16 protein-coding genes and 4 pseudogenes are annotated in these 22,973 nt (G+C 61.2%); 11 read left to right on the plus strand and 9 right to left on the minus strand.

Annotation, left to right across the window (positions count from 1 at the left end; genetic code table 11):
* The first annotated feature begins 162 nt into the window (after positions 1-162).
* The 9 genes and pseudogenes from ACZ1HK_RS16855 to ACZ1HK_RS16895 all read left to right on the plus strand — a co-directional run.
* On the plus strand, positions 163-1,425 hold the full coding sequence (locus ACZ1HK_RS16855; protein ID WP_472629663.1) for an ABC transporter substrate-binding protein: 1,263 nt from the start codon (positions 163-165) through the stop codon (positions 1,423-1,425).
* 115 nt (positions 1,426-1,540) lie between these two features.
* The gene (locus tag ACZ1HK_RS16860) at positions 1,541-2,584 is read left to right on the plus strand and encodes a carbohydrate ABC transporter permease (RefSeq protein WP_472629664.1); all 1,044 of its coding nucleotides are present in this window, start codon (positions 1,541-1,543) and stop codon (positions 2,582-2,584) included.
* Between the two features lie 6 nt (positions 2,585-2,590).
* On the plus strand, positions 2,591-3,442 hold the full coding sequence (locus tag ACZ1HK_RS16865) for a carbohydrate ABC transporter permease (protein WP_368477521.1): 852 nt from the start codon (positions 2,591-2,593) through the stop codon (positions 3,440-3,442).
* 126 nt (positions 3,443-3,568) lie between these two features.
* A pseudogene (locus ACZ1HK_RS16870) lies at positions 3,569-5,613 on the plus strand (alpha-galactosidase).
* A complete protein-coding gene (locus ACZ1HK_RS16875; protein WP_472629665.1) occupies positions 5,610-6,380 on the plus strand; it encodes an SDR family NAD(P)-dependent oxidoreductase in 771 nt (256 codons plus the stop codon). The pseudogene ACZ1HK_RS16870 and the gene ACZ1HK_RS16875 overlap by 4 nt, the downstream one beginning before the upstream one ends.
* Entirely contained in the window at positions 6,377-7,288 is a 912-nt protein-coding gene (locus ACZ1HK_RS16880; protein WP_472629666.1) for a 2-dehydro-3-deoxygalactonokinase, read from the plus strand. Before ACZ1HK_RS16875 ends, ACZ1HK_RS16880 begins: the two co-directional genes overlap by 4 nt.
* Before the next feature lie 3 nt (positions 7,289-7,291).
* Complete coding sequence (locus ACZ1HK_RS16885; protein ID WP_472629667.1) at positions 7,292-7,909, plus strand: 2-dehydro-3-deoxy-6-phosphogalactonate aldolase; 618 nt, start codon at positions 7,292-7,294, stop codon at positions 7,907-7,909.
* Positions 7,906-8,745, plus strand: a complete 840-nt coding sequence (locus ACZ1HK_RS16890) for an SMP-30/gluconolactonase/LRE family protein (protein WP_472629668.1) — start codon at positions 7,906-7,908, stop codon at positions 8,743-8,745. The genes ACZ1HK_RS16885 and ACZ1HK_RS16890 overlap by 4 nt, the downstream gene beginning before the upstream one ends.
* Positions 8,742-10,609, plus strand: a pseudogene (locus ACZ1HK_RS16895) (beta-galactosidase); the annotation flags it as partial. The gene ACZ1HK_RS16890 and the pseudogene ACZ1HK_RS16895, both read left to right, overlap by 4 nt.
* Before the next feature lie 120 nt (positions 10,610-10,729).
* On the opposite strand, the gene ACZ1HK_RS16900 reads toward ACZ1HK_RS16895, so the two are convergent.
* Positions 10,730-12,178, minus strand: coding sequence for an NAD-dependent succinate-semialdehyde dehydrogenase (locus tag ACZ1HK_RS16900; protein WP_472629669.1), 1,449 nt, complete (start codon positions 12,176-12,178; stop codon positions 10,730-10,732).
* Positions 12,178-13,194, minus strand: a complete 1,017-nt coding sequence (locus ACZ1HK_RS16905) for a type I glyceraldehyde-3-phosphate dehydrogenase (protein WP_472629670.1) — start codon at positions 13,192-13,194, stop codon at positions 12,178-12,180. Before ACZ1HK_RS16905 ends, ACZ1HK_RS16900 begins: the two co-directional genes overlap by 1 nt.
* A 134-nt stretch (positions 13,195-13,328) precedes the next feature.
* Here ACZ1HK_RS16905 and ACZ1HK_RS16910 point away from each other — a divergent pair, with 134 nt between their 5' ends.
* Positions 13,329-13,883 (plus strand): thioredoxin family protein, encoded by a 555-nt coding sequence (locus tag ACZ1HK_RS16910; RefSeq protein ID WP_472629671.1) that lies wholly within the window; start codon positions 13,329-13,331, stop codon positions 13,881-13,883.
* A gap of 647 nt (positions 13,884-14,530) precedes the next feature.
* Here the strand turns inward: ACZ1HK_RS16910 and ACZ1HK_RS16915 are convergent.
* On the minus strand, positions 14,531-14,815 hold the full coding sequence (locus tag ACZ1HK_RS16915) for a hypothetical protein (RefSeq protein WP_472629672.1): 285 nt from the start codon (positions 14,813-14,815) through the stop codon (positions 14,531-14,533).
* A 120-nt stretch (positions 14,816-14,935) separates the two neighbouring features.
* Between ACZ1HK_RS16915 and ACZ1HK_RS16920 the strand changes: the two genes are divergently transcribed.
* Positions 14,936-15,850, plus strand: coding sequence for a LysR family transcriptional regulator (locus ACZ1HK_RS16920; protein ID WP_472629673.1), 915 nt, complete (start codon positions 14,936-14,938; stop codon positions 15,848-15,850).
* A gap of 155 nt (positions 15,851-16,005) precedes the next feature.
* Here the strand turns inward: ACZ1HK_RS16920 and ACZ1HK_RS16925 are convergent.
* The 6 genes and pseudogenes from ACZ1HK_RS16925 to ACZ1HK_RS16950 all read right to left on the minus strand — a co-directional run bounded on the left by ACZ1HK_RS16925 (position 16,006) and on the right by ACZ1HK_RS16950 (position 22,893).
* Positions 16,006-17,405, minus strand: a pseudogene (locus ACZ1HK_RS16925) (carnitine 3-dehydrogenase).
* On the minus strand, positions 17,402-17,941 hold the full coding sequence (locus ACZ1HK_RS16930) for a lipocalin family protein (RefSeq protein ID WP_472629674.1): 540 nt from the start codon (positions 17,939-17,941) through the stop codon (positions 17,402-17,404). The pseudogene ACZ1HK_RS16925 and the gene ACZ1HK_RS16930 overlap by 4 nt, the downstream one beginning before the upstream one ends.
* The gene (bcoG, locus tag ACZ1HK_RS16935; RefSeq protein WP_472629675.1) at positions 17,938-18,846 is read right to left on the minus strand and encodes a 3-dehydrocarnitine:acetyl-CoA trimethylamine transferase BcoG; all 909 of its coding nucleotides are present in this window, start codon (positions 18,844-18,846) and stop codon (positions 17,938-17,940) included. Before bcoG ends, ACZ1HK_RS16930 begins: the two co-directional genes overlap by 4 nt.
* A gap of 60 nt (positions 18,847-18,906) precedes the next feature.
* Positions 18,907-19,695, minus strand: coding sequence for a carnitinyl-CoA dehydratase (locus ACZ1HK_RS16940; protein ID WP_472629676.1), 789 nt, complete (start codon positions 19,693-19,695; stop codon positions 18,907-18,909).
* A pseudogene (locus ACZ1HK_RS16945) lies at positions 19,692-21,733 on the minus strand (acetate--CoA ligase family protein). The gene ACZ1HK_RS16940 and the pseudogene ACZ1HK_RS16945 overlap by 4 nt, the downstream one beginning before the upstream one ends.
* Positions 21,733-22,893, minus strand: a complete 1,161-nt coding sequence (locus ACZ1HK_RS16950) for an acyl-CoA dehydrogenase family protein (protein WP_472629677.1) — start codon at positions 22,891-22,893, stop codon at positions 21,733-21,735. Before ACZ1HK_RS16950 ends, ACZ1HK_RS16945 begins: the two are co-directional and overlap by 1 nt.
* Positions 22,894-22,973 lie beyond the last annotated feature (80 nt).

A 22,973-nucleotide genomic window follows, 5' to 3' on the forward strand; every position in this document is an offset into this window, starting at 1 on the left:
CGACATCCTCCATGACGCGGGGTGGATTTTGCGCTTTTCCGGGGTGGACCCGGCGCTTTGCTGTTGACAACCCTAGGCCGAGTCAGCGTAGGATTTCAATATAAGAAACCAGGTTTCAAATAATGGAACCAAATTTCAGACCGGATCACTAGGGAGGACACCATGCGATCCATCTTCAAAACTGGCGCCACGGCGCTGGCAGCTGCCACTATGCTTTCGGGCGTCGCTTATGCCGACGGCCACGGCGTCTCCGGCCCGCTGCGTATTTTCTCTGACATGTCGAACCCGGCGCCGCGCGCGGTGATGGAAGACATGGTTGCCCGCTTCACCGCGGAAAACCCCGAGGTCGAGGTCGAACTGGTCATCACCGACCGCGAAGCCTGGAAAACGCAGATCCGCAACGTTCTGCAATCCGGCACCGCCGACATCGTGAACTGGTACGCCGGTAACCGCATGGCCCCCTACGTAGACGCGGGCCTGTTCATGGACATCTCTGACCTTTGGGAAGAGGGCGGCCTGACCGAAACGCTCGCCTCCACCCAAGGCTCTATGACCATGGACGACGGCATCTGGGGCGTTCCCTACACGTACTATCAGTGGGGCGTGTACTACCGTGAGGACATCTTCGCCGAGCTTGGCCTTGAAGCGCCAACCACTTGGGAAGAAGAGCTTTCGAACTGCCAGGCGATCATCGACTCCGGTCGTGCCTGCTACACCATCGGCACCAAGTTCCTTTGGACAGCCGGCGGTTGGTTCGATTACCTCAACATGCGCACCAACGGCTACGACTTCCACATGGACCTGACGGCCGGTGAAGTTGAGTGGACCGATGATCGTGTTCGCGCGACGTTTGAAAACTGGGCGACCCTGATCGAAATGGGCGCGTTCATTGCCGACCACCAGACCTACTCCTGGCAGGAAGCGCTTCCCTTCATGGTCAACGGTGAAGCCGCAGCGTACCTGATGGGTAACTTCGCCGTGGCGCCACTGCGCGAAGCGGGTCTGTCGGACGATCAGCTGGGCTTCTATCAGTTCCCGCAGATCGACCCGTCGATCGAGCCCGGTGAAGACGCGCCGACCGACACCTTCCACATCGCGGCAAATGCCGAGAACGTGGAAGCGGCGGAAGCGTTCCTTCTGTTCGTGGCTTCGGCTGAGAACCAGACGCTCATCAACAATGGTGACAACCTGGGTCAGCTGCCTGTCAACGCCAACTCCGGCGTCGATGATGATGAGTTCCTGAATGCAGGCTTCGAGATGCTCTCGAACAATGCAGGCGGCGGCATCGCGCAGTTCTTCGACCGCGACGCACCGGCAGAAATGGCGCAGGTCGCCATGCAGGGCTTCCAGCAGTTCATGGTTGATCCGTCGACCCTGGACCAGGTGCTTCAGATCCTCGAGCAGGCGCGCGGCCGGATCTACTGATCCCCGTCGTCTGATCTGAGATCGGTTCGGTCCGCACATCGCTGCGGGCCGAACATCCCCCTCCCGCCCGGGTCAAGGCGGCACAAATTCCGATAGATCCGAGAGGACCGGACGCATGGCATCTGTCACGACCGACACCCCGATCCACAGCAATGATCCAGCGCCAAGGGCCAAGATCAGCCAACAGGCGATCGCACCTTGGTTGTTCTTGCTGCCCGCGTTCATCTTCTTCGCGGTCTACGTGATCATCCCAATTTTTCAGAGCTTCTACATCTCCGCATACGAGTGGAACGGCCTCTATTCGCCTGAATACCGCGCCGTCGCTGGCAGCGAGATGACCGACCTCGAATGTACCGAGCTTGGCAACCGCGCCGCCCGCACCGAAGGGTGCGAACCGACGGGCGAAAATGTCTGGACCGGCGAATATGTTGGGTTCGAGAACTATCGCAATCTCTGGTCCGACCCGTTCTTCTGGACCTCGCTCAAGAACAACGTCATCTGGCTGCTGCTCTACTTCCTGGCTATTCCAGGCGGCCTCTTCATCTCGCTGTTCCTGAACCAGAAGGTCTTCGGGATGCGGCTCTACAAGTCGCTCTTCTTCTTCCCATTCGTTCTGTCTCAAGTCGTTGTGGGCCTTGTATTCAGCTGGTTTTACCTGCCGAACGAGGGCCTTTTGAATGAGGTGCTCAGTTGGTTCGGCGGCCCGCGTACCAACATTCTCGGCTCCAACGACTACGCCACCTACGGCATCATCGCCGCCGGTCTCTGGCCGCAGACCGCCTATTGCATGATCCTGTATCTGACCGGTCTGAACGCCGTGGACCCCGAACAGATCGAGGCCGCGCGCCTTGATGGCGCGAAGGGCCCGAAAATGCTCTGGTACGTCGTGCTGCCACAACTCTGGCCTGCGACCTTCATCGCAATTGTCGTGACGGTTATTGGCGCCCTGCGGTCCTTCGACTTGATCACGATCATGACCAATGGCGGCCCGGGCTTCTACAACACCTCAGTGCTTGCGTTCTACATGTACGACGTAGCGCTCTCCGAATTCGGGTTCCGCATGGGCTATGGCTCGGCCATCGCCGTGATCCTGTTCCTCATCATGATGGTTTATATCGCCGGCTTCCTTTGGAAGATGTGGCGTGACGAGAAAGGATGATCTGACATGTTTCCTCGTCCGATTGAACAATACGGCCAAGGCACCCGCGTCGCCTACAACGCGGTTCTGCCCCTCGCACTTCTGGTTTGGCTGATCCCGCTATTGGCGGTGATCTGGTTCTCCATCAAACCCGGTGAGGATTTCACCACCGGCAATTACTGGGGCTGGCCCGAGAACGGCTTCCAGGGGATCACCAACTACATGACGGTGTTCACCCAATCTGCCATGCCGCAATACCTGTGGAACTCGGTCATCATCACCGTTCCCACGATGTTCGGCGCGGTTGCGCTCAGCTGTATGACCGGCTTTGCGCTCGGTGTTTACCGCTTCAAAGGCAACCTCCTGATCTTCTTCATGTTCGTGGCAGGCAACTTCGTGCCGTTCCAGATCCTCATGGTGCCGGTACGCGACCTGACGGACCAGATGGGTCTGTACGATACACGCTTGGGCCTGATCCTGTTCCACGTCGCGTTCCAGACCGGGTTCTGCACGCTCTTCATGCGCAACTTCATCCGCGCCCTCCCGCGCGCGCTCATCGAAGCAGCCCGCGTTGAGGGCATCAGTGAATGGCGCATCTTCTGGTTTGTCGTACTGCCTCTCATGAAGCCCGCAATCGCCGCGCTCTGCGTGCTGATCTTCACCTTCATCTGGAATGACTTCTTCTGGGCCGTCGTCTTGACGCAAAGTCCGGAAAGTCAGCCCGTGACAGCCGGCATCACGGCCTTTAATGGCCAGTACCGCGCGATGTATCACCTGATGTCTGCAGGCTCGATCGTCGCGGCTATTCCGCCGGTCGCCATGTTCTTCCTGATGCAGAAGCACTTCATCGCAGGCCTGACGCTCGGCGCCGTGAAATAAGGGAAACCGGCCATGGATGTGGTCCTGGACAGCGACATCGCTGAAGGCTTGCCCGTGGGGGCGAAGGCGTCGCAACTTGCCCGCCCAGTGCGCACATGGCGGCTGGATGATGACGGGCGGCAAACGATGGTTCTTGCCGCGACTGGCGACCGCCTTCCTCAGGTGGTTTACTGGGGTGCGCCATTGCCTGCGGATGAAGACCTCGAGACGCTTCATCGCGGACATGAGCTCGACGTTACCGGCGGCATGCTGGATGAAAACCCGGACCTCTCACTTTGCCCCGAGGCCGTACGCACCTTTCCCGGTCAGCCCGGCCTTATCCTGCGTGACGGCGACGGCACGCCGCTGCTTCCGAAGTTCTGTTACGCTTCGGAGCAGCAAAGCGAGGAGGGGCTTAACCTCACATATGCCGACGAGGCCAACGGCCTCATTCTGATCTTCGAATTCGCGACCGACCCCTCGACTCGGATCATCACTGCCAAGACCCGGCTGGAGGCGAACCGCGCCGTTCACCTACACTGGCTCGCGGCTCCAGTCTTGCCAGCCCCACAGCAAAGCGACGAGATGATCGATTTCGCCGGTCGCTGGACGGGGAGTTTCAGACAAACCGCACCGCCTGGTCCCCGGGCATGCGCTACCGCGAAAACCGAACGGGCCGCACTGGGCATGAGCATTTTCCGGGCCTGTTGATCCCGCTTTCAGGCTGCACCAACACACGCGGAGAGGCGTACGGCTTCCACTACGGCTGGTCCGGTGGCCACAAGATGATTGCCGAAGAACTTCCCGATGGCCGCCGCCAGATCCAGTTCGGGCACGCCGCCCGGATGGAGACACAGGCCGCCAAATCGTTCGAGTCTGCGACACTGTACGTCACCTACTCGCACAAGGGCCTCAACGGCTGTGCGGTCAGCTTCCAGCGCCATCTGCGCGACCGGATCGTGACGTGGCCCGATGCGAACCGCCTGCGCCCCGTCCATTACAATTGCTGGGAAGCGGTGTATTTCGACCACAAGCTCGACGTATTGAAAGACATCGCAACCCGCGCCGCCGCCCTTGGCGCGGAACGGTTTGTCCTTGATGACGGCTGGTTCGGCCAACGCGACGACGACACGCGAAGCCTGTCGGATTGGGAGGTGGACCCCCGCAAATACCCTGATGGCCTCGGCCCGCTGATCGATCATGTCCATTCCCTCGACATGACCTTCGGCATCTGGTTCGAGCCCGAGATGATCAACCCCGACAGCGACATCCACCGCGCCCATCCGGATTGGGCACTGGGCGGTGAGGATCAGACGCTGGGGCGTCAGCAAAAGGCCCTCAACATGGGTCTGCCTGAGGTGCGCGATTTCATTTACGATCGGATGGCGGCAATTCTGGCTGCGCACCCCATCGACTACATCAAGTGGGATCATAACCGTGTGCTCCCCATGCCCGATGCCGATCAAACCCGCGGCTCTTATGCTTTGATCGACCGCCTCCGTGCTGACTTCCCGAAGGTTGAAATTGAAAGCTGTGCCTCGGGCGGGGGACGCATCGATTTCGGCATCATGAAGCGCACACAGCGCGTCTGGCTATCTGACTCCAACGACGCCCTCGAACGCCTCCGCATCCAGCACGATGCGGCGCTGTTCCTGCCCATTGCCGTCACGGGCTCTCACGTGGGGCCGCGCCGGTGCCATACCTCGGGCCGTATATTTGATATCTCCTTCCGCGCATGGGTCGCCGCCCAACGCCATATGGGGTTCGAGATGGACCCAAGGGAGCTGGACGAACGCGAGGCCGCCGTCCTGCGCGAAGTCACAAGCTGGTGGAAACACAACCGCACCTGGATGCTCGGCGCGGACATTCTGCGTCTCGACAGTGCCGATCCGGCGGTCATGGCCGAACAGCAGATGACGCGCGAAGGCGACAAGTTCGTGGTGTTCGCGGGCAAGGCCGCCACCTCTGACCAGATCGCCCCACGCCCCCTGCGCCTCACCGCCTTGCAGCCAGATGCCCGCTACCGCATCACCTTGATGAATCGCGGCACCGCCCCGGCACTTTCCCGCGGAATGCCCGCGCTCAAGGATGGCCCAGTTGAGGTCTCCGGTGCATGGCTTATGCATCACGGCCTGACCTTGCCGTGGAATTACCCCGACACCATGTGGGTTGTCGAAGGACAGCGACTATGACCGATACCGCCATCTACCCCGACCTGAACGGCGCTTCCGTGTATATCACTGGCGGCGGTTCGGGCATTGGTGCTTCGCTGACTGAAGGCTTTCTGCGCCAGGGCGCCAAGGTCGCCTATGTGCAACGCTCCCCCAGCGATGATTTTGTCGCGGAGATGGAGCAAAAGACTGGCAATCGCCCATTGGGCCTCGTCTGCGACATCACGGACACGGAACGTCTGCGCGCCACCATTGCCGAGGCGTCCGAGGCCCACGGCCCCGTCACCGTGCTGGTCAACAACGCCGCCAACGACAAGCGTCACAAGACGGAAGAAGTGGATGAGGCGTTCTGGGATTGGTCCCAGTCGATCAACCTCAAAGCCTATTTCTTCGGGTGTCAGGCGGTGATTGCGGGTATGCGCGTCGCCGGAGGTGGCTCCATCATCAACATGTCGTCCATCAGCTACATGATGGGCAACGCGGGCTACCCTGCCTATACCTCTGCCAATGGCGGCATCACTGCAATGACCCGCTCGCTCGCCCGCGAATTCGGCCCCGACCGTATCCGCGTGAATGCGCTCGCCCCCGGCTGGGTGCTCACTGAAAAACAGCTAGAAATGTGGGCCTCGCCAGAAGATCTCGATGCGCATATGGAACGCATGTGTCTCAAGGAACATCTGGCGCCCGAGGATATCGTTGGCGGAACCCTGTTCCTCGCGTCAAAGGCGTCCAAAGCAATGACCGGGCAATGCATGGTCATCGACGGTGGCGTGGTGACAACCGGATGAGTGGACAGTCCACATATGCCGACTGGATCGCCGTCGATTGGGGCACCACCCATCTGCGCGCATGGGCCATGGTTGGTGACAGCGCCAAGGCTGAGGCAACAAGCGCGGATGGCATGGGTGCGCTCGACCGCGATGGGTTTGAACCTGCACTCCTTCGCCTCGTCGAGCCTTGGTTAGGCCAGGGCTCGATGCCCGTTATGGCCTGCGGCATGGTTGGTGCGCGTCAGGGTTGGTTCGAGGCACCCTATGTTGCAGTCCCCACCAAGCCCGGCTGTCTTGCCCCCGTCCATGCCCCGACCAAAGACGCACGCCTCAAGGTCATGATCGTGCCCGGTCTCAGCCAGGCCGAGCATCCGGATGTCATGCGTGGTGAAGAAACCCAGATCGCGGGCTTCCTTGCGTCCTTCCCCAAATTCGACGGCGTCCTCTGCCTACCGGGAACCCATGCCAAATGGGCGCGGATCAGCGCTGAAGAAGTCGTCAGCTTCCAGACCTGCATGACCGGCGAGTTGTTCCAACTGCTGGCCGAAAAGTCCGTACTCCGCCACTCCATTGGCGCAGCAGGTGAAGACCCAGATGCGTTTTCCGAGGCAGTCTCCGACACCATCTCGCGCCCCGAAAAGCTCGCCCAACGGCTGTTCGGCTTGCGCGCTGAAAATGTGCTGAACGGCCTTTGTACCGCGACCGCTCGCGCGCGCCTGTCCGGCTACCTGATCGGCGCAGAGCTTGCCGCCACAAAACCCTATTGGCTGGGGCAGGAGGTCGCCATTGCAGGCAACCCCGCGCTGGCCACCGCCTATGCCGCCGCCCTCAAGACCCAAGGCGTGCAGGCCCAAACCCATGATGCAGGCCCCCTGACACGGGCTGGCCTGGCGCGCGTACACGCTTCGCTGACGGAGACTGCATAAGCCATGACACGCAACCTGATTGCCATCCTCCGCGGGATTACACCTTCGGAGGCCGTTCCCGCAACCGAGGCGCTCATTGCCGCCGGGATCACCACCATCGAGGTGCCCCTGAATTCACCAGATCCCTTCTCCAGCATCGCCGCGATGGCCGAGGCCTGCGCAGGCCGCGCCGTGATCGGTGCAGGCACCGTGCTGACCGTCGCACAGGTGGGTGACGTGAAGGCGGCAGGCGGCACGCTTGTCGTTTCCCCGAACGTCGATACCGACGTGATCGAGGCAAGCGTTGAACATGGCATGGCCTCTTGGCCCGGCATCTTCACCCCGTCTGAGGCTTTCACCGCGCTGAAGGCCGGTGCGACAGGCCTCAAGCTCTTTCCGGGCAACATGGCTGGCCCCGGCGGTCTCAAAGCCATCCGTGCCATCCTTCCTGTCGGAACTCAGGTCTATGCTGTCGGCGGTGCAGGCCCGGAGAACTTTGGGGAATGGATCGCGGCAAGCGCCGATGGCTTCGGCATCGGTTCAGCCCTCTATAAACCCGGCATGTCGCCGGACGACATCGCCAAACGCGCGGCCCATATTGTCGAAGCTTACGACACCGCCACCAAAGGCCCCCTCGTATGACCGTCACAGTCTATGATGACCGCGCCTGCCTTCTAGGCGAGGGGCCGCTTTGGCACCCGTTGCGCGGTCAACTCATCTGGTTCGACATCCTCAACCACACGCTTCTCACCGAAGGCCACCAAATGCACTTCGACCGCGCCGTCTCTGCCGCCGGTTGGGTGGATGAAGATCGCCTGCTCGTGGCGTCCGAGACTGACTTGTTCCTTTTCGACCTTCGCGACGGCGGATCCGAGCATGTTGTCCCGTTAGAGGCTGACAACCAAGTCACCCGTTCCAACGATGGCCGCGCTGATCCGCAGGGCGGCTTCTGGATCGGAACCATGGGTCACATGGGTGAAACCGGGGCAGGGGCGCTCTACCGCTTCTACCGGGGCGAGATCCGCCAGATCCGCGACGACGTCACCATCCCCAACGCCACCTGCTTCACCCCCGATGGCCGCCACGCCTACTTTGCCGACACGGCCGAACAGATCGTCTGGCGCTACACCCTTGGCGAAGATGGCTGGCCCGATCCTGATCCCGAGATTTACCTCGACCATCGTGACACGGATGTGAACCCGGATGGCGCCGTCGTCGATGCCGATGGCCGCTTCCATTGCGCCGAATGGGGCGGCTCCCGTATCGGCGTATACAGTCCCGCTGGTGATCTTGTAGAAGAAATCGCGCTACCGGTTCCGCAGCCCACATGCCCCGCCTTCGGACCCGACGCGCTTTATGTCACTTCGGCGCGAAAAGGCTCGCCTGACGGCGACATCGACGCCGCCCCCCATTCCGGCAAGACACTGCGCATCGATACCAATGCACGGGGCCAGCAGGAACACCAAGTGATCCTATGAAACGCACACTCGGCACCTGCTATTACCCGGAGCATTGGCCCGAAGAGATGTGGGCCGACGATGCTCGTCGCATGGCAGACCTTGGCCTAACATGGGTCCGCATCGGCGAATTCGCTTGGTCCCACCTCGAACCCGCGCCCGGCGATCTGCAATTCGACTGGCTGGACCGCGCCATCACCACATTGACTGACGCAGGCCTCAGGATCGTCCTCGGCACCCCCACCGCCACACCGCCGCGCTGGATGCTGACCAAGCATCCCGACATGCTGGCTGTGGACGCAGAAGGTCGCCCGCGGAAATTCGGCTCCCGCCGTCACTATTGCTTCTCGCACGATGGCTACCGGGAAGAGTGCATCCGCATCACGCGCCTTCTGGCCGAACGCTTCGGCAGACGCGTTGCCGCCTGGCAAACCGACAACGAATACGGCTGTCATGACACCACGATCAGCTATTCAAAGGCTGCCGAACATGCGTTCCGCGACTGGCTCGCCCAGAAATACCAGTCAACGGACGCCCTCAACCGCGCATGGGGCAACGTCTTCTGGTCCATGGACTACGCCGATTTCTCCGAGATCGACCTGCCCAACTTGACCGTCACCGAACCCAACCCGGCCCATGCCCTCGACTTCCGCCGTTTTTCGTCCGATCAGGTTGCCCGTTTCAATCAAGCGCAAGTCAACGCCATCCGCGCCCATTCCGACGCACCTATCAGCCATAATTACATGGGCCGCGTTACCGAATTCGACCATTTCGACGTGGGCCGCCAAATGGAAATCGCGACGTGGGACAGCTACCCATTGGGCTTCCTGGAAGACCGCGTCGGCGCATCTGCTGAAGATCAGCGCCACTATGCCCGACAAGGCGACCCGGATTTCCAGGCCTTCCACCACGACCTTTACCGTGCCGTCGGTCAGGACGGCCGCTGGTGGGTCATGGAACAACAGCCCGGCCCGGTGAACTGGGCCCCCTCCAATCCCGCGCCGCTCCCTGGCATGGTTCGCTTCTGGACGTGGGAGGCGTTCGCCCACGGCGCTGAATGCGTCGCCTATTTCCGCTGGCGCCAAGCCCCTTCGCGCAGGAGCAATACCATGCAGGCCTCCTCCGTCCCGACAGCGCCGAGGCCGAAGCCTTCGTGGAGGCTGCGCAAGTCTCCGACGAAATCAAACAGATGCCAGATGTCGAACAGGCCCAAGCCCCCGTCGCACTGGTCTTCGACTACGCCTCGCAATGGGCGTGGGAGACACAGCCTCAAGGTACCGGCTGCGACTATTTCCAACTGGTCTTCGACCTCTACAAAGGCCTCCGCCAGCTTGGCCTCAGCGTCGATATCATCCCGCCCGACACCGCTTCGCTTGATGGCTACGCCCTTGTCCTTGCGCCCGGTGTCATCACGCTCACCGATGCTTTCAAATCGGCCGTAGCCAACTCCGATACACAGATCATCCTTGGTCCCCGCACCAATGCCAAGACCGCAGCGCTCAGCATCCCCGTGCCGTTGCCACCGGCAATCGAAAATCTTGGCGTGACGGTCTCACGGGTCGAAACGCTCCGGCCCGACAGCCCTGAGCCTTTTGCCGATGGGGGCCACTACAAGCTCTGGCGGGAGCAGATCGAAACGACAGAAGAGATTGTCGAAACGGACGCGGACGGGCGCCCACTGATGGCGCGCGCACACCACCTCAGCTATCTTGCCGCTTGGCCAGAGGCCGAAGCGCTTCGTCGCATCCTGACCCGCGCGGCCATCGCCGCCGGACTCGACCCTCAAGACCTGCCGAAAGACATCCGCATCCGCGATACCGGAACCACCCGTTTCACCTTCAACCATGGTCCAGAGCCGGTGGAGTTCCACGGCCAGACCATCCCCCGGCTGGCGTCCTCTGGACCTGAGGGTCCAACTTCCTTGTTTCAAAAATACCTCGGAGGGGGTCCGGGGGAGGCAGCGCCTCCCCGCGCGGTCGTCCCGGCGCAGCCGGGGCGAAACCGCTCAAATCCCGTCGATGCAGACGTATTTCGTCTCCAGGTAATCCTCCAGACCCTGCGATCCGCCCTCTTTGCCCAGGCCACTCTCCTTGACCCCGCCAAACGGCGCCTCGACCGTGGTGATCAGCCCGGAATTGATCCCGATCATCCCATATTGCAGTCGCTCGTTCAGGCGAAACGCCCGGCCCAGGTCTGCAGTATAGGCATAGGATGCCAGCCCAAAGACCGTGTCATTGGCCATCGCAATCGCCTCGTCCTCGGTCTCGAACTTGAATACCGGCGCCAGCGGGCCAAAGATTTCCTCTTGTGCAAAGGCCATGTCCTGCGTGGCCCCAGTCAGAACGGTCGGCTCAAAGAACGAGCCGCCGTTCGCATGCCGCTTGCCACCGGTCGCCACGTCCGCGCCTTTGGCGACGGCATCGCCCAACAGCTCCTCGACCTTCTCGACCGCGTCCATATCGATCAGCGGCCCCTGTTCGACGCCATCCTCGCGCCCGTCCCCAACTTTCAACGCACGCGTCTTTTCAACCAGCTTCTCGACAAAGGCGTCATGCACCCCCGCCTGCACGTAAATCCGGTTCGCGCAGACGCAGGTCTGCCCTGAATTGCGATACTTGGACACGATCGCCCCTTCGGCCGCCTTATCCAGATCCGCATCGTCAAAGACGATGAACGGCGCATTGCCGCCCAATTCCATCGACACCTTCTTCACCGTATCGGCACTCTGGCGGATCAATTCCTTGCCCACCTCGGTGGAGCCCGTGAACGTGACTTTCCGCACGCGGAAGTCTTCCATCATCGCGCCCGCAATCTTGCGCGCCGACCCGGTGATCACATTCACCGCACCTGCCGGATAGCCGACCTCTTCGGCCAACGCTGCCCATGCCAGCCCGCTATAGGGCGTGGCCGTGGCAGGCTTCGCAACCACTGGGCAGCCGACCGCTAGGGCAGGGGCAACCTTGCGGGCCAGCATCGACGACGGGAAATTCCATGGGGTGATCATTCCCACAACACCAACCGGATGCTTGGTCACCAGAATGCGACGCCCGTTCACGCCCGCGGGTACAATCTCTCCTTTCGCGCGGCGTGCTTCCTCGGCGAACCAGCGCACATATTGCGCGCCGATGGCGATCTCACCTTTTGCCTCGGCCAGGGGCTTGCCCATCTCAACGGTCAGCAGCTCGCCCAAGGCGTTCTGGTTGTCCATCAGGGCGTCGTGCAGCTTCCACAGCAGTCCGACGCGCTCCATAAGGGGCATTCCGGCCAATGCATCAAACGCCGCTGCGGCTGCATCAATGGCGTGCCCGGTCTCTGCCGCACCGCAATTCGGGACCGTGCCGATCACCTCACCTGTGGCCGGGTTTGTCACCTCAATGGTCTCGCCACTATCCGCGCCGATCCACGCGCCGTTCACAAAGGCCGCGTCGCGTTTCCATGCATCCCAACTGCCCATCAGGCCTCTCCTTTGATCTGTCGTCCCATGATTTCCGCCACATCGAGCATTCGGCAGGAAAACCCCCACTCATTGTCATACCAGCCAAACACCCGCAACATGCCGCCCTTGGACCGTTTGATCTCGGGGCCTGCAATGATCAGCGATTCCGGTCTTGCGCGTAGATCAGAGCTGACCAGCGGCTTGTTCGTGTATCCGATCAACCGATTTGCGTTAGCCTCAAAAAGTTCCCGCGCAGCGTCAGCCGTCGGCATTTCCCGGGTCATCACGGCCAGATCCACACAGGACACCGATGCCGAGGGCACCCGCACCGCTGATCCCGTCACGCGGCCTGCGAGATGCGGCAACACAACGTCCACCAGCGCCTCTGCCGAGGTTGTCGTGGGCACCATGCTCAGCGCTGCCGCCCGGCTGCGCGCGGCATCGCGCATCGGCATGTCAACGGTTGGCTGACTTCCTGTATAACAATGCACGGTCGTCATCAGCGCGGAGTCGAGCCCCCACACGTCATCAATCAATCGGACCAGCGGAGCAATCGCGTTGGTTGTGCACGATGCGTTCGAGACGATCCGATGCGCGGCGGTCAGATCCGAGGAATTCGCCCCCATCACGAATGTCAGGTCAGGGTCCACTGCAGGCCCAGAGACAAGCACGCGCCGCGCGCCAGCGGCCAGTGCCGCTTCGGCCACATCCCGCGTGCCGCGGCCCGTGCACTCCATAACCACGTCGACATCTTCCAAGGGCAGAGCGCCCGTATCGCGTTCCATCGTCAGGCGAATGTGCCGCCCATCCACGACGAGATCGCTTCCCTCAACGGACACATCACCAGGGTAGGGGCCGAAGACACTATCGAATTCAAAAAGATAGGCACAGGTGGCCGCATCAGCGATATCATTGATCGCCACGATCTCGATCTCGGGCCAGTGCGGCCCCAATCGACCACCCCCTTGCGCCCACGCCCGCAACACCGAGCGTCCGATGCGCCCGAACCCGTTGATGGCCACGCGGATTGTCATGAGCATTCCCCTTTGCGCGAAGTGATGCCTTGCGTAGGGTCAGGGTGCAAGCAGGCGCCGCGCTGGTCTAATCGCTTTTTGTGATTGGCCCGCCAACGCCGCGTGATCACACCGTCCGACGACCGGAGCTTTCCATGGCCGCCCTTACACCCCCCGTCTGCGACTTTGACTGGCCCGCACCGGATTTCACTCTGCCCGCCACCGACGGCCAAAGCTACAGCCTGCAAGATATCAGCGGTCCGAAGGGCACGCTTATCATGTTCATCTGCAACCACTGCCCCTTCGTCCTCGCCATCCTCGACCGGATCATCCGCGACACGTCGGATCTGCAAGCCATGGGCATCGGCGTTGCGGCCATCTGCTCCAACGACCCCATCGCTTATCCATCCGACAATTTCGAGAACATGACCCGCATGGCCGCCACACGCGGCTTTCCCTTCCCCTATCTCCACGATGCCGACCAATCCGTTGCCCGAACCTACAACGCGGTCTGCACGCCCGATTTCTTCGGCTTCAACGCGGATCTCGGGCTGCAATACCGGGGCCAACTCGATGCCTCCCGCGCCCAACCCGCGCCACCGGGTGCAAAGCGCGACCTTTATGAGGCCATGAAACAGGTCGCGGACACCGGACAGGGTCCGCGCGACCAAATCCCCTCCATGGGCTGTTCGATCAAGTGGGCGGCATGAAGCGCCAATGATCGCCTACGTCACCCTCGGCGCCGATGATATGGATGCGGCGGAACGCTTCTACACCGCGCTCCTCCTGCCCCTCGGCTACCGGCTAGAACACTATCACGGCGACCTCAGCTTTCTGCCGCCCGAAGGCACGACCGCCCCCGACCTCTACATCAAGCGCCCCTTCGACGGTGGCGCGGCCAGCGCTGGCAACGGCACGATGGTGGCACTGCAAGTTCCGACTCATGACCATGTACGTGATCTCCATGCTGCTGGCTTGGCTGCAGGCGGCACGAACGAAGGTTCGCCCGGCTTCCGCGATGCCTACAGCGCCGATTTCTACGTCGCCTACCTCCGCGACCCTCAGGGCAACAAACTGGCGCTGTTTTCAACGGGCGCGGAGGGGGAAGCCGTCCCCTACAGCCGACCGCGATCCGAAAGGAACGCTATGCCCAAACTTTTCAATCGCCGCCCCGGACCAGAGGCGGCGATGCGTGCAGGGCGCGGTTTGCGAGGCTCAATACCACAATGGCCCGCCCCCGGCGGACGGACACTGCCGTTGGTGCAGGGTCCAGGCGCGCACCACATCGTCCACGTCCGGGACGGGTCGCATGCCCTCGGCGATCCCGAAACGCCCCCAAACAGCGCGCGCAAAAGGCTCATGCCTGCGCGCCCGAAGGCTCAAGGAAATAGGAAAGCTGTTCGAGGAATCCGTATTTCCGCATCATTGCGTCGCCTTCCGGTGTGCGGGTCGCTTTTCGCATCGCTTCAAGGTCGTGCACGTCAACGACAACGGCGATCTGGTTCGGATCATTGGGATCGTCCAGAATTTTCGCCGGTCCGGCATATGCGCCCAACAAGGCGTTATGGTCGTTGTGAAACGCCTGCATTTCGGCCGCATCGGGTTTGCGTGAAACGCGCGCGATTGAAATCATCAAAGTCATGATCTTGCTTCCTTTTTCTGTGTTGCCCGCCGCGTGTTCGCGACTTGGGAAAGGATTGCGCAAAACGCTTTGTCAGATAAGTTAGGTATTATCCGTTTGATAATTCGATAGGATCGAACAGTGATTGATCAACTGCGCGCCATGGCGATTTTTCAAACCGTCGCCGAGGCGGGCTCGTTCCGGGGGGCCGCGCGCAAGCTGAACCTGTCTCCATCGGTGGTCAGTCACCACATAACACAGCTTGAAGACCAACTCGGGCTGGCGCTTCTCTATCGCTCCACCCGTCGCATATCCTTGACCGACGCAGGCGCCGATCTGCTCTCCGCAAGTCAGCGCATGACAGCCGCCGCACAAGAAGGTCTCGCCGCTCTCAATCTCCGGGTCGAACAGCCGGTCGGCACGCTGACAATTACCGCCAACGCCTCAAGCTCTGAACGGCCGTATTCCGATCTCTACGCCGGGTTCGTGCGCGCCTATCCCAAGGTGCAGTTAAAGTGTCACTTTTCCGATGAGAGTGTTCGTCTGGAAGGGTCGCAATACGACGTTGCAATCCGTGGCCGCATGACCGACCTCGACGACAGCAGCTACAAGGCGCGCAAACTGGGCAGTCTGGAGTTCTGCATTTTCGCGTCGCCCGATTATGTCCGCGCGCGTCCGCCCCTGAAAACCATTGACGATCTGGCCGATTGGGATCGCATCGCCTGCCCGGCGATCCCGTGGGCGAGTATCGCGACCAGCGTGGATGGACACACCCCCACCCGCGAACCGCGTGCTCTGGTGACATGCGACAATTTCGCGATGGCCCGCTCCGTTGTCGAAGATGGCATGGGGTTCATGATCGAAACCTACCCCTTGGTGGCCGAGGCATTGCGGGCCGGGCGATTGGTGGAACTGTTGCCGAATGTCCGACTGCGGCCGATCGACGTCTACGCGGTCTATCCGGCCAATGCCCCGCGCGATAGCCTCGCGCGATTGTTTGTGGAGTATGCCTCTGCACAAAAGTGGCTCTTTGGGGGCGTCGGGAAACCGGCGTGACGGTTTCGCCGCTTCTTGGCCAAAGCCAAAAGGGTGCAGCGGCGCTCCAATGGCATCTCACCCGCACCGCGGCTATTCAAATTTGAATGGAAATGCCGCGAAATTTGCGAATTCCATTCAGGAATGAATGATCAACGTGCAACACCCGCGCTGTCCTATCGCCCCACGCGCCCCGATCCCTCCGGCACAGGTACGCCCTTCTGCGCCTCCGCAACCTCCGCAAGCGCCCGCTGAACCGCCTCCGTCGGCGGGCAGGATTTCCGGGTCCCGAGGTCCACATGGAGCAGGAACGTCTCCACCGTCGCCACCACCTCACCATCCCCGCGCATCAGCGTGTGGAACAGGTGCAACTTCTTGCCCTCTCCGTCCAAAAGCCGCGTCTCGGCGCGCAGCCGATCCCCGCATGGGCCTCTGCCAGATAGCGGACATGGTTCTCGACGGTGAAGTAACTCAAGCCCCCCGCGACATAAGCCGCATCGGCGCCAACCATCTCCATGAAGCGGTCGGTCGCCTTTGATCCAGCTTCCAGATAATGGGTCTCGTTCATGTGCCCATTGTAATCGGTCCAACCTTGCGGGATTTGCCGATCCAGCGTCACAGGCATCCCTGCTTGCGCGAGCTTTGCTTCATGGGCCGTCACAACCCCGCCCGCGCCGGAGCCGGAGTGTTTCAACGCCCGCATGATGCCCACAAGGTTATCGTCGCGCAGACGCTCCAACTCCCGGATGCTCAGATGCCCCGACTGCGCATCAGACTGCCCGGCGATAAGATCGACCAGCTCATCGGTGAACTCCGGCACATCCATCAGCTTGGTCCAAGGGAAACTCAAACAGGGCCCGAACTGCGCCATGAAATGCTTCATGCCCGCCTCGCCGCCCGCCACGCGATAGGTCTCAAACAGGCCCATTTGCGCCCATCGCAGGCCAAAGCCCATGCGAATGGCCTCGTCTATTTCCTCGGTGGTTGCGATCCCGTCTTTCACAAGCCAAAGCGCCTCGCGCCAGACAGCCTCAAGGAACCGGTCTGCAATATGGGCGTCAATCTCCTTGCGGATATGCAGCGGATAAAGGCCCACCTCCCGAAGCATTGCCTGAGCCAAGCCACAGGTCTGCGCGTCACCCACCAGCTCGATCAGAGGCAGCAGGTAGACCGGGTTAAAGGGATGCGCCACGATACAGCGCGCGCCCTCAGCCGTCAGTTCTGACGGTTTGAAGCCACTGGTAGATGAGGCGATGATCGCACCGGGCGGTGCGTGACGATCCAAATCGCCGAGAACGCGATGCTTGATGTCCAGCCGTTCGGGCACGCTTTCCTGAACCCACTCGGCGCCCACTACCGCATCGGCAATCTCGTCGGTAAACCGCAAGGTGCCTTCCACAGGCAACGCGCGATCATAAAGCGCAGGCAAGGCGCGCCGCGCATTGGCGAGGACCTCTCCAATCTTCCGCTCTGCCTCGGGGTCCGGATCAAAGACCGAAACGTCCCACCCGTTCAGCAAAAACCGCGCGGCCCATCCACCGCCGATCACGCCACCCCCGATGATGGCCGCCTTCATGGTGTCACACTCCGCTGCAATGGGCCGAGATCATAGCCGTTGAAATCGAGAACCTCGCGCGCAGCCGCCAAGCGGTCCGGCGGGATGTCAGGATCCCGGTTGAGGATCCAACCGACACGTCCATTCGGGGCGCCGACCACGGCCGTCCGGTAGCCTTCATCGACCCACAAAACCCAATAGGGAGCGGCGACTGGCACACCCTGCAATCGAACGGAAAGCCGGCCCAAACCTTCATCTGTTGCAGTGCCGGTGATGGTATCCGTCGGCTGGCCGTTCGCATCGAGGCAGATATTTGTCACCGTCAAAACACCCGGCGATTCCGAAAGGCCATATTCCGCAATTGCGCCGGGACAGTCCGATTGGAACGGGTTCGGATAGCGGTAAACCTCGTACCAACGGCCCAGATAACGGGTTGGATCAAACGCAGCCGCTGATGCAATCTGAACGCTCTCATCCCGATAGGACGGCCCAAGCGCCACATCGCACGAAGCAACAGCGAGGAGGGCTGCAAGCCCAAGCAGAGGTTGAACTCTCATACCGGTGCCCGCTTTGTCAGGCCAAGTTTCTCGCGAACTTCCGCGGGCCCGATGATCCGCGCCCCCATGCCTTCCACGACACCGACCGCCCGTTCGACCAATTGCGCGTTAGTCGCCAGAACACCCTTTTCCAGCCAAAGATTGTCTTCCAACCCAACCCGCACATTGCCGCCCGCAAGCACGGCGGCCGCAGCATAAGCCATCTGGTTGCGACCAAGGGAGAAGGCGCTGAAGGTCCAGTCGTCTGGCACGTTGTTGACCATGGCCATGAAGGTGTTGAGGTCATCCGGCGCGCCCCACGGCACCCCCATGCAAAGCTGCACAAGGGCGGGGGCATCTAGCACGCCATCGGCCGCCAATTGCTTGGCATACCATAGGTGGCCGGTATCAAAGGCTTCAATCTCGGGCTTCACACCCAGATCGGTCATCATGCGGCCCATGGCCTGCAACATGCCGGGCGTGTTGGTCATGACGTAGTCGGCTTCGGCGAAATTCATCGTACCGCAATCAAGCGTGCAGATTTCGGGGAGGCATTCGGCAACATGAGCGACGCGTTCCTCGGCGCCAACCATGTCGGTTCCGGGGGCAACCGGCAGGGGGGCGTCCGTTCCGCCAAAAACGATGTCGCCGCCCATCCCGGCAGTCAGGTTCAAGACCACATCGACCTCCGCATCGCGGATACGGTCGGTCACTTCGCGGTAGAGTTTCAGATCACGGGACGGCACGCCTGTTTCAGGATCGCGCACATGGCAATGAACAATCGCGGCCCCGGCCTTGGCGGCGTCGATTGCGCTGTCAGCGATTTCTTTCGGCGAGCGTGGAACATGGGGGGAGCGATCTTGCGTTGCACCCGAGCCTGTGACCGCACAGGTAATGAAGACATCTTTGTTCATTTGCAGTGGCATGTTGTGTCCTTCTGGCCGTGGGTGACGCTGGCCTTCGGCCTCGCCCCACCCGCCGTCCCGTTAGCGGCCCTTCCAGACCGGGTCGCGTTTTTCCGCAAAGGCGCGCGCGCCTTCGAGTTGATCTTCCGAGCGATAGAGCCGTTCGACCGTTTCGAACTGGCTTTTGGTGATTTTGTTCAGCGCGTCCTGAAACTTCATGTCTTCAGCCTCGCGCACGATCTCCTTGATGGCCGCGTTTACAAGCGGTGGGCCAGAGGCGATGAGCGCCGCCATCTCGCGCGCCCGGTCCATCAGCGCATCAGCCGGATGCACCTGGTTGATCATGCCCCACCGCGCGGCCTCTTCCGCGTCCAGCCACCGGCCGGTGAACAGCATCTCCATTGCAATGTGGTAAGGGATGCGCTTGGGCAATTTGACCGACGCCGCATCTGCCACCGTGCCTGAGCGGATCTCAGGCAGCGCAAAGCTTGCATGCTCTGCGGCCAGGATGATGTCTGCGCTCAACGCCAATTCCAACCCGCCGCCGCAGCAGATGCCATTTACCGCAGCAATCACTGGCTTGTTCAGCCCGCGCAATTCCTGCAAGCCGCCAAAGCCGCCCACGCCGTAATCGCCGTCAACCGCGTCGCCATCGGCGGCGGCCTTCAGATCCCAGCCGGGGCAGAAAAACCTCTCTCCAGCGCCCGTCAGCAGCGCCACGCGCAGCTCGGGGTCATCGCGGAATTCGGTGAAGACCTGGCCCATGATGCGGCTGGTCGCCAAATCGATGGCATTGGCCTTGGGGCGATCCAAGGTAACTTCCAGCACATGACCATTACGGTGCGTCTTGATGGGGTGGGTATCGGTCATTCAATTTCCCTCAGTCGGATCAAGGCGTCGACAGCGACGGCGCGAGTCGGAGTGCAGATCAGGGGGTTCACTTCAACTTCAAGCACCCGGTCTGCGTTGCTGGTGACATAGTCCTGCACGGCCAGCACCGCGTTGACAATCGATTGCCGATGGGCGGCGGATGCGCCGCGATAGCCGTGCAAAAGCGGGGCGATCTTCAGGCGGTCGAGCGCGCCGTTGATTGAATCTTGGTCAGGGGAATCAAAAGGCACTGCGTATCAGAAAGAAGCTCCGTCCACGTGCCGCCTGCGCCGATGGTCAGAACGAAACCGTGCGCAGGATCCACCACGACACCGACGAGTAATTCAACGACGCCATCCTCAACCATTTCTTCTACAAGAAATTTCTCAGCAGGCATCTTACTGGCCGCCATGGCCACGTCTTGGCTTGTGCAAAGATTCAGTGCCAGCGCGCCGACCTCAGATTTGTGCGCAAATCCTTCTCCTTTAAGGGCCAATGGCGGCCGCAAGGTCTGCGAAAGCTGACCCGCTTCTGCGCCAGAAGATGCACTGACAGATTTTGGAACGATCATGCCGTGGCGGGACAGAGCTTCTTTTGCTTCTCCCTCGGTCAGGACTTTCGATTGCCCCTCATGAATTGCGCTCGGCAGCAGGATAGGCCCGGGCAGTGCCGTTGGGTCGGATTGCGCCGCGAGCTCGATGGCAGACAATGCGTCATCGAGCCCACAGAGCGGTACAATTCCATCTTGTACCAAGGCAATCGCGACCTCTTCGGGAAGCGTTTCCGGCAGCGAAGAGACAATTGCAATCGGCTTGCCGCTGGCTGCGATAGCATCCTTGATCGCGTCAATGACGATGTCCCACAGGGAAGCATCGCAACGGTCGCCGCGCGGGAAATCCAGAACCACGCATCCAAGCGACAACGACGTATCCATCATGGCCGCGAACGTCGCCGCCATCGCAGCCCGGTCGCCCCAGATGTAGGTGTGGTAATCCAGCGGATTGGCCAATGCGACCTTCGGACCAAGGGCGTGCCGCAGGGCAACGGTCTGGCTGACATTCAAGGAAGGAAATTCGACGTCGAACCGCACAGCCGTGTCCGCCATCAAACTCGCCTCGCCGCCGGAGCAGGACATGGACGCGATGCGGGCCGACGGCAATGGGCCAGTGACGTGCAGCAGTTTCAAAACTTCGAGGAACACGGAAAGCGACGTGACCTTCCGAATGCCGAGCCGGGCCAATAATGCGTCGGATCCAGCGGTGCTTCCAGCAAGGGACGCGGTGTGGGAAACCGTGGCCGCGCGGGCCTGTTCCGACGCGCCAATTTTCAGCGCCACAATCGGCTTGCCCAACGTTCGCGCCGCGTTGGCCAGAGCCTCAAACCGCCTCAGATCGCCGATCCCTTCGATATGAAGACCCAGTGCCGTCACGCGATCATCCGCCAGGGCCGCCATGCCAAGCTCTGCCAGGTCGACCTGCGCCTGATTGCCGGCTGTTAGCAGATAGGCAATCGGCAAGCCCCGTTTCTGCATCGTCAGGTTCAAGGCGATGTTCGAGGATTGCGTTATGATCGCCACCCCTCGGTCGACCTTCACCATGCCATGTTGGTCCGGCCAAATTGCCACTTCGTCCAACCCGTTCAGGAAGCCATAGCAATTGGGCCCGAAGATGGGCATCTCGCCCGCTGCATCCAAAAGGGCATCTTGGACCGCGCCGCCGTCAGACAGCTCTTCAGACGCCTCCAGGAAACCGGAGGCAAAGCACACCGCCCCACCTGCACCGCGCGCGGTCAAAGCGCGGATGATGTCGACCGTGGCGTGGCGATTGACGCCAATGAAGCTTGCATCCGGCGCTTCTGGCAAGGCGGAGATATCCGCAAAGGCCGGTTCGCCAGCTACAGTGGCGTGGGTTGGATGGACCGGCCAGATCGGGCCTCTGAACCCGAAAGCCCGCGCTTCACGGATCACGTTTTCGCACCACGCACCGCCACCAATCACGGCGATGCTGTTCGGTCGCAGAAGGCGCGAAAGGTCCCGCATCAGGCGCCCAAGGGACGGAACAAGTCACGCGATATGATGTGACGCTGGATTTCGCTGGTCCCGTCCCAGATGCGCTCCACCCGAGCGTCACGCCAGAACCGTTCGATTGGGAAGTCGTCCATCAATCCCATGCCGCCATAGATCTGCAAAGTCGTATCCGTGACCCGCGCCAGCATCTCCGTGGCATATACCTTGGCCGAGGCAATCTCGCGGTTTGCGGGCAGACCTTCATCCAGGCGCCATGCACCAGCCAGTGTCAGGAAATCGGCTGCGTCAATTTCGGTGATCATATCGGCAATCTGAAAGCTCACGCCCTGGAATTTGGCGATCTGCTGCCCAAACTGCTTACGCTCCGCCGCATAGCTTAGCGCATAGTCGAAACAGCGCCGCGCACGCCCAACGCTGAATGCCGCCACGGTCAGCCGGGTCGCGTAGAGCCATTCGTTCATGACGGCGAAACCGCCATCGACCTCTCCCAAAACCTGCGCGTCGGGCAGGCGACAATCATCAAATTCAAGGATGCAATTCTTGTAGCCCCGGTGGCTGACCGAATTATACCCGTCGCGCACCACAAAGCCCGGATGGCCCCGATCCACGAGAAAACAGGTGATCCGCTTCTTGGGTCCACGCGGTGTTTCGTCCACGCCAGTGGCCACAAAGACGATGAAGAAATCCGCGTGGTCTGCACCTGAGATGAAGTGCTTCGATCCGTTCAGCACCCAATCACCGCCATCTCGCACAGCCGCACATTTCATGCCGCGCACGTCTGATCCGGCCTCGGGCTCGGTCATTGCCAGGGCGTCCATCCGCTCACCGCGCACGGCGGGCAGAAGGTACTTTTCGCGCTGTTCGCCCTCACAGGCCATCAGGATGTTTTGCGGTCGCCCGAAGAAATGCGTCAACGCCATGGAGCCTCGGCCAAGCTCCCGCTCCACCAAGGTGAAATCGAGATGGCTCAACCCCGCGCCGCCCACCTCTTCGGGAAAGTTGCAGGCGTAAAATCCCAGGTCGATGACCTTTTGCTTCAGATCTTGTGCAAGGTCATGGGGGACCCCGCCGGTGCGCTCGACCTCGGCCTCATGGGGGTAAATCTCGTTTTCGACAAAACTCCGGACGGTCGAAACGATCATCTCTTGTTCATCGCTCAAGCCGAAATGCATGTGCTGTCCCCCTTGTTCTGCCCCTGCAATACCGCATAGCGTGACTTCCGGATCATGCAGAATACACAGTAAATCATGCA

Source organism: Gymnodinialimonas sp. JB5-7 (genome assembly GCF_055693405.1).

Excerpts from the sequence above, each read along its gene's own strand:
- ACZ1HK_RS16905 (WP_472629670.1), bottom strand. The coding sequence starts at position 13,194 with ATGACAATCCGCGTGGCCATCAACGGGTTCGGGCGCATCGGACGCTCG.
- ACZ1HK_RS16855 (WP_472629663.1), top strand. The coding sequence starts at position 163 with ATGCGATCCATCTTCAAAACTGGCGCCACGGCGCTGGCAGCTGCCACT.
- ACZ1HK_RS16880 (WP_472629666.1), top strand. The coding sequence starts at position 6,377 with ATGAGTGGACAGTCCACATATGCCGACTGGATCGCCGTCGATTGGGGC.
- ACZ1HK_RS16940 (WP_472629676.1), bottom strand. The coding sequence starts at position 19,695 with ATGACCGATACCCACCCCATCAAGACGCACCGTAATGGTCATGTGCTG.
- ACZ1HK_RS16865 (WP_368477521.1), top strand. The coding sequence starts at position 2,591 with ATGTTTCCTCGTCCGATTGAACAATACGGCCAAGGCACCCGCGTCGCC.
- ACZ1HK_RS16860 (WP_472629664.1), top strand. The coding sequence starts at position 1,541 with ATGGCATCTGTCACGACCGACACCCCGATCCACAGCAATGATCCAGCG.
- ACZ1HK_RS16890 (WP_472629668.1), top strand. The coding sequence starts at position 7,906 with ATGACCGTCACAGTCTATGATGACCGCGCCTGCCTTCTAGGCGAGGGG.
- ACZ1HK_RS16900 (WP_472629669.1), bottom strand. The coding sequence starts at position 12,178 with ATGGGCAGTTGGGATGCATGGAAACGCGACGCGGCCTTTGTGAACGGC.
- ACZ1HK_RS16875 (WP_472629665.1), top strand. The coding sequence starts at position 5,610 with ATGACCGATACCGCCATCTACCCCGACCTGAACGGCGCTTCCGTGTAT.
- bcoG (WP_472629675.1), bottom strand. The coding sequence starts at position 18,846 with ATGCCACTGCAAATGAACAAAGATGTCTTCATTACCTGTGCGGTCACA.
- ACZ1HK_RS16950 (WP_472629677.1), bottom strand. The coding sequence starts at position 22,893 with ATGCATTTCGGCTTGAGCGATGAACAAGAGATGATCGTTTCGACCGTC.
- ACZ1HK_RS16885 (WP_472629667.1), top strand. The coding sequence starts at position 7,292 with ATGACACGCAACCTGATTGCCATCCTCCGCGGGATTACACCTTCGGAG.
- ACZ1HK_RS16915 (WP_472629672.1), bottom strand. The coding sequence starts at position 14,815 with ATGACTTTGATGATTTCAATCGCGCGCGTTTCACGCAAACCCGATGCG.
- ACZ1HK_RS16930 (WP_472629674.1), bottom strand. The coding sequence starts at position 17,941 with ATGAGAGTTCAACCTCTGCTTGGGCTTGCAGCCCTCCTCGCTGTTGCT.
- ACZ1HK_RS16910 (WP_472629671.1), top strand. The coding sequence starts at position 13,329 with ATGGCCGCCCTTACACCCCCCGTCTGCGACTTTGACTGGCCCGCACCG.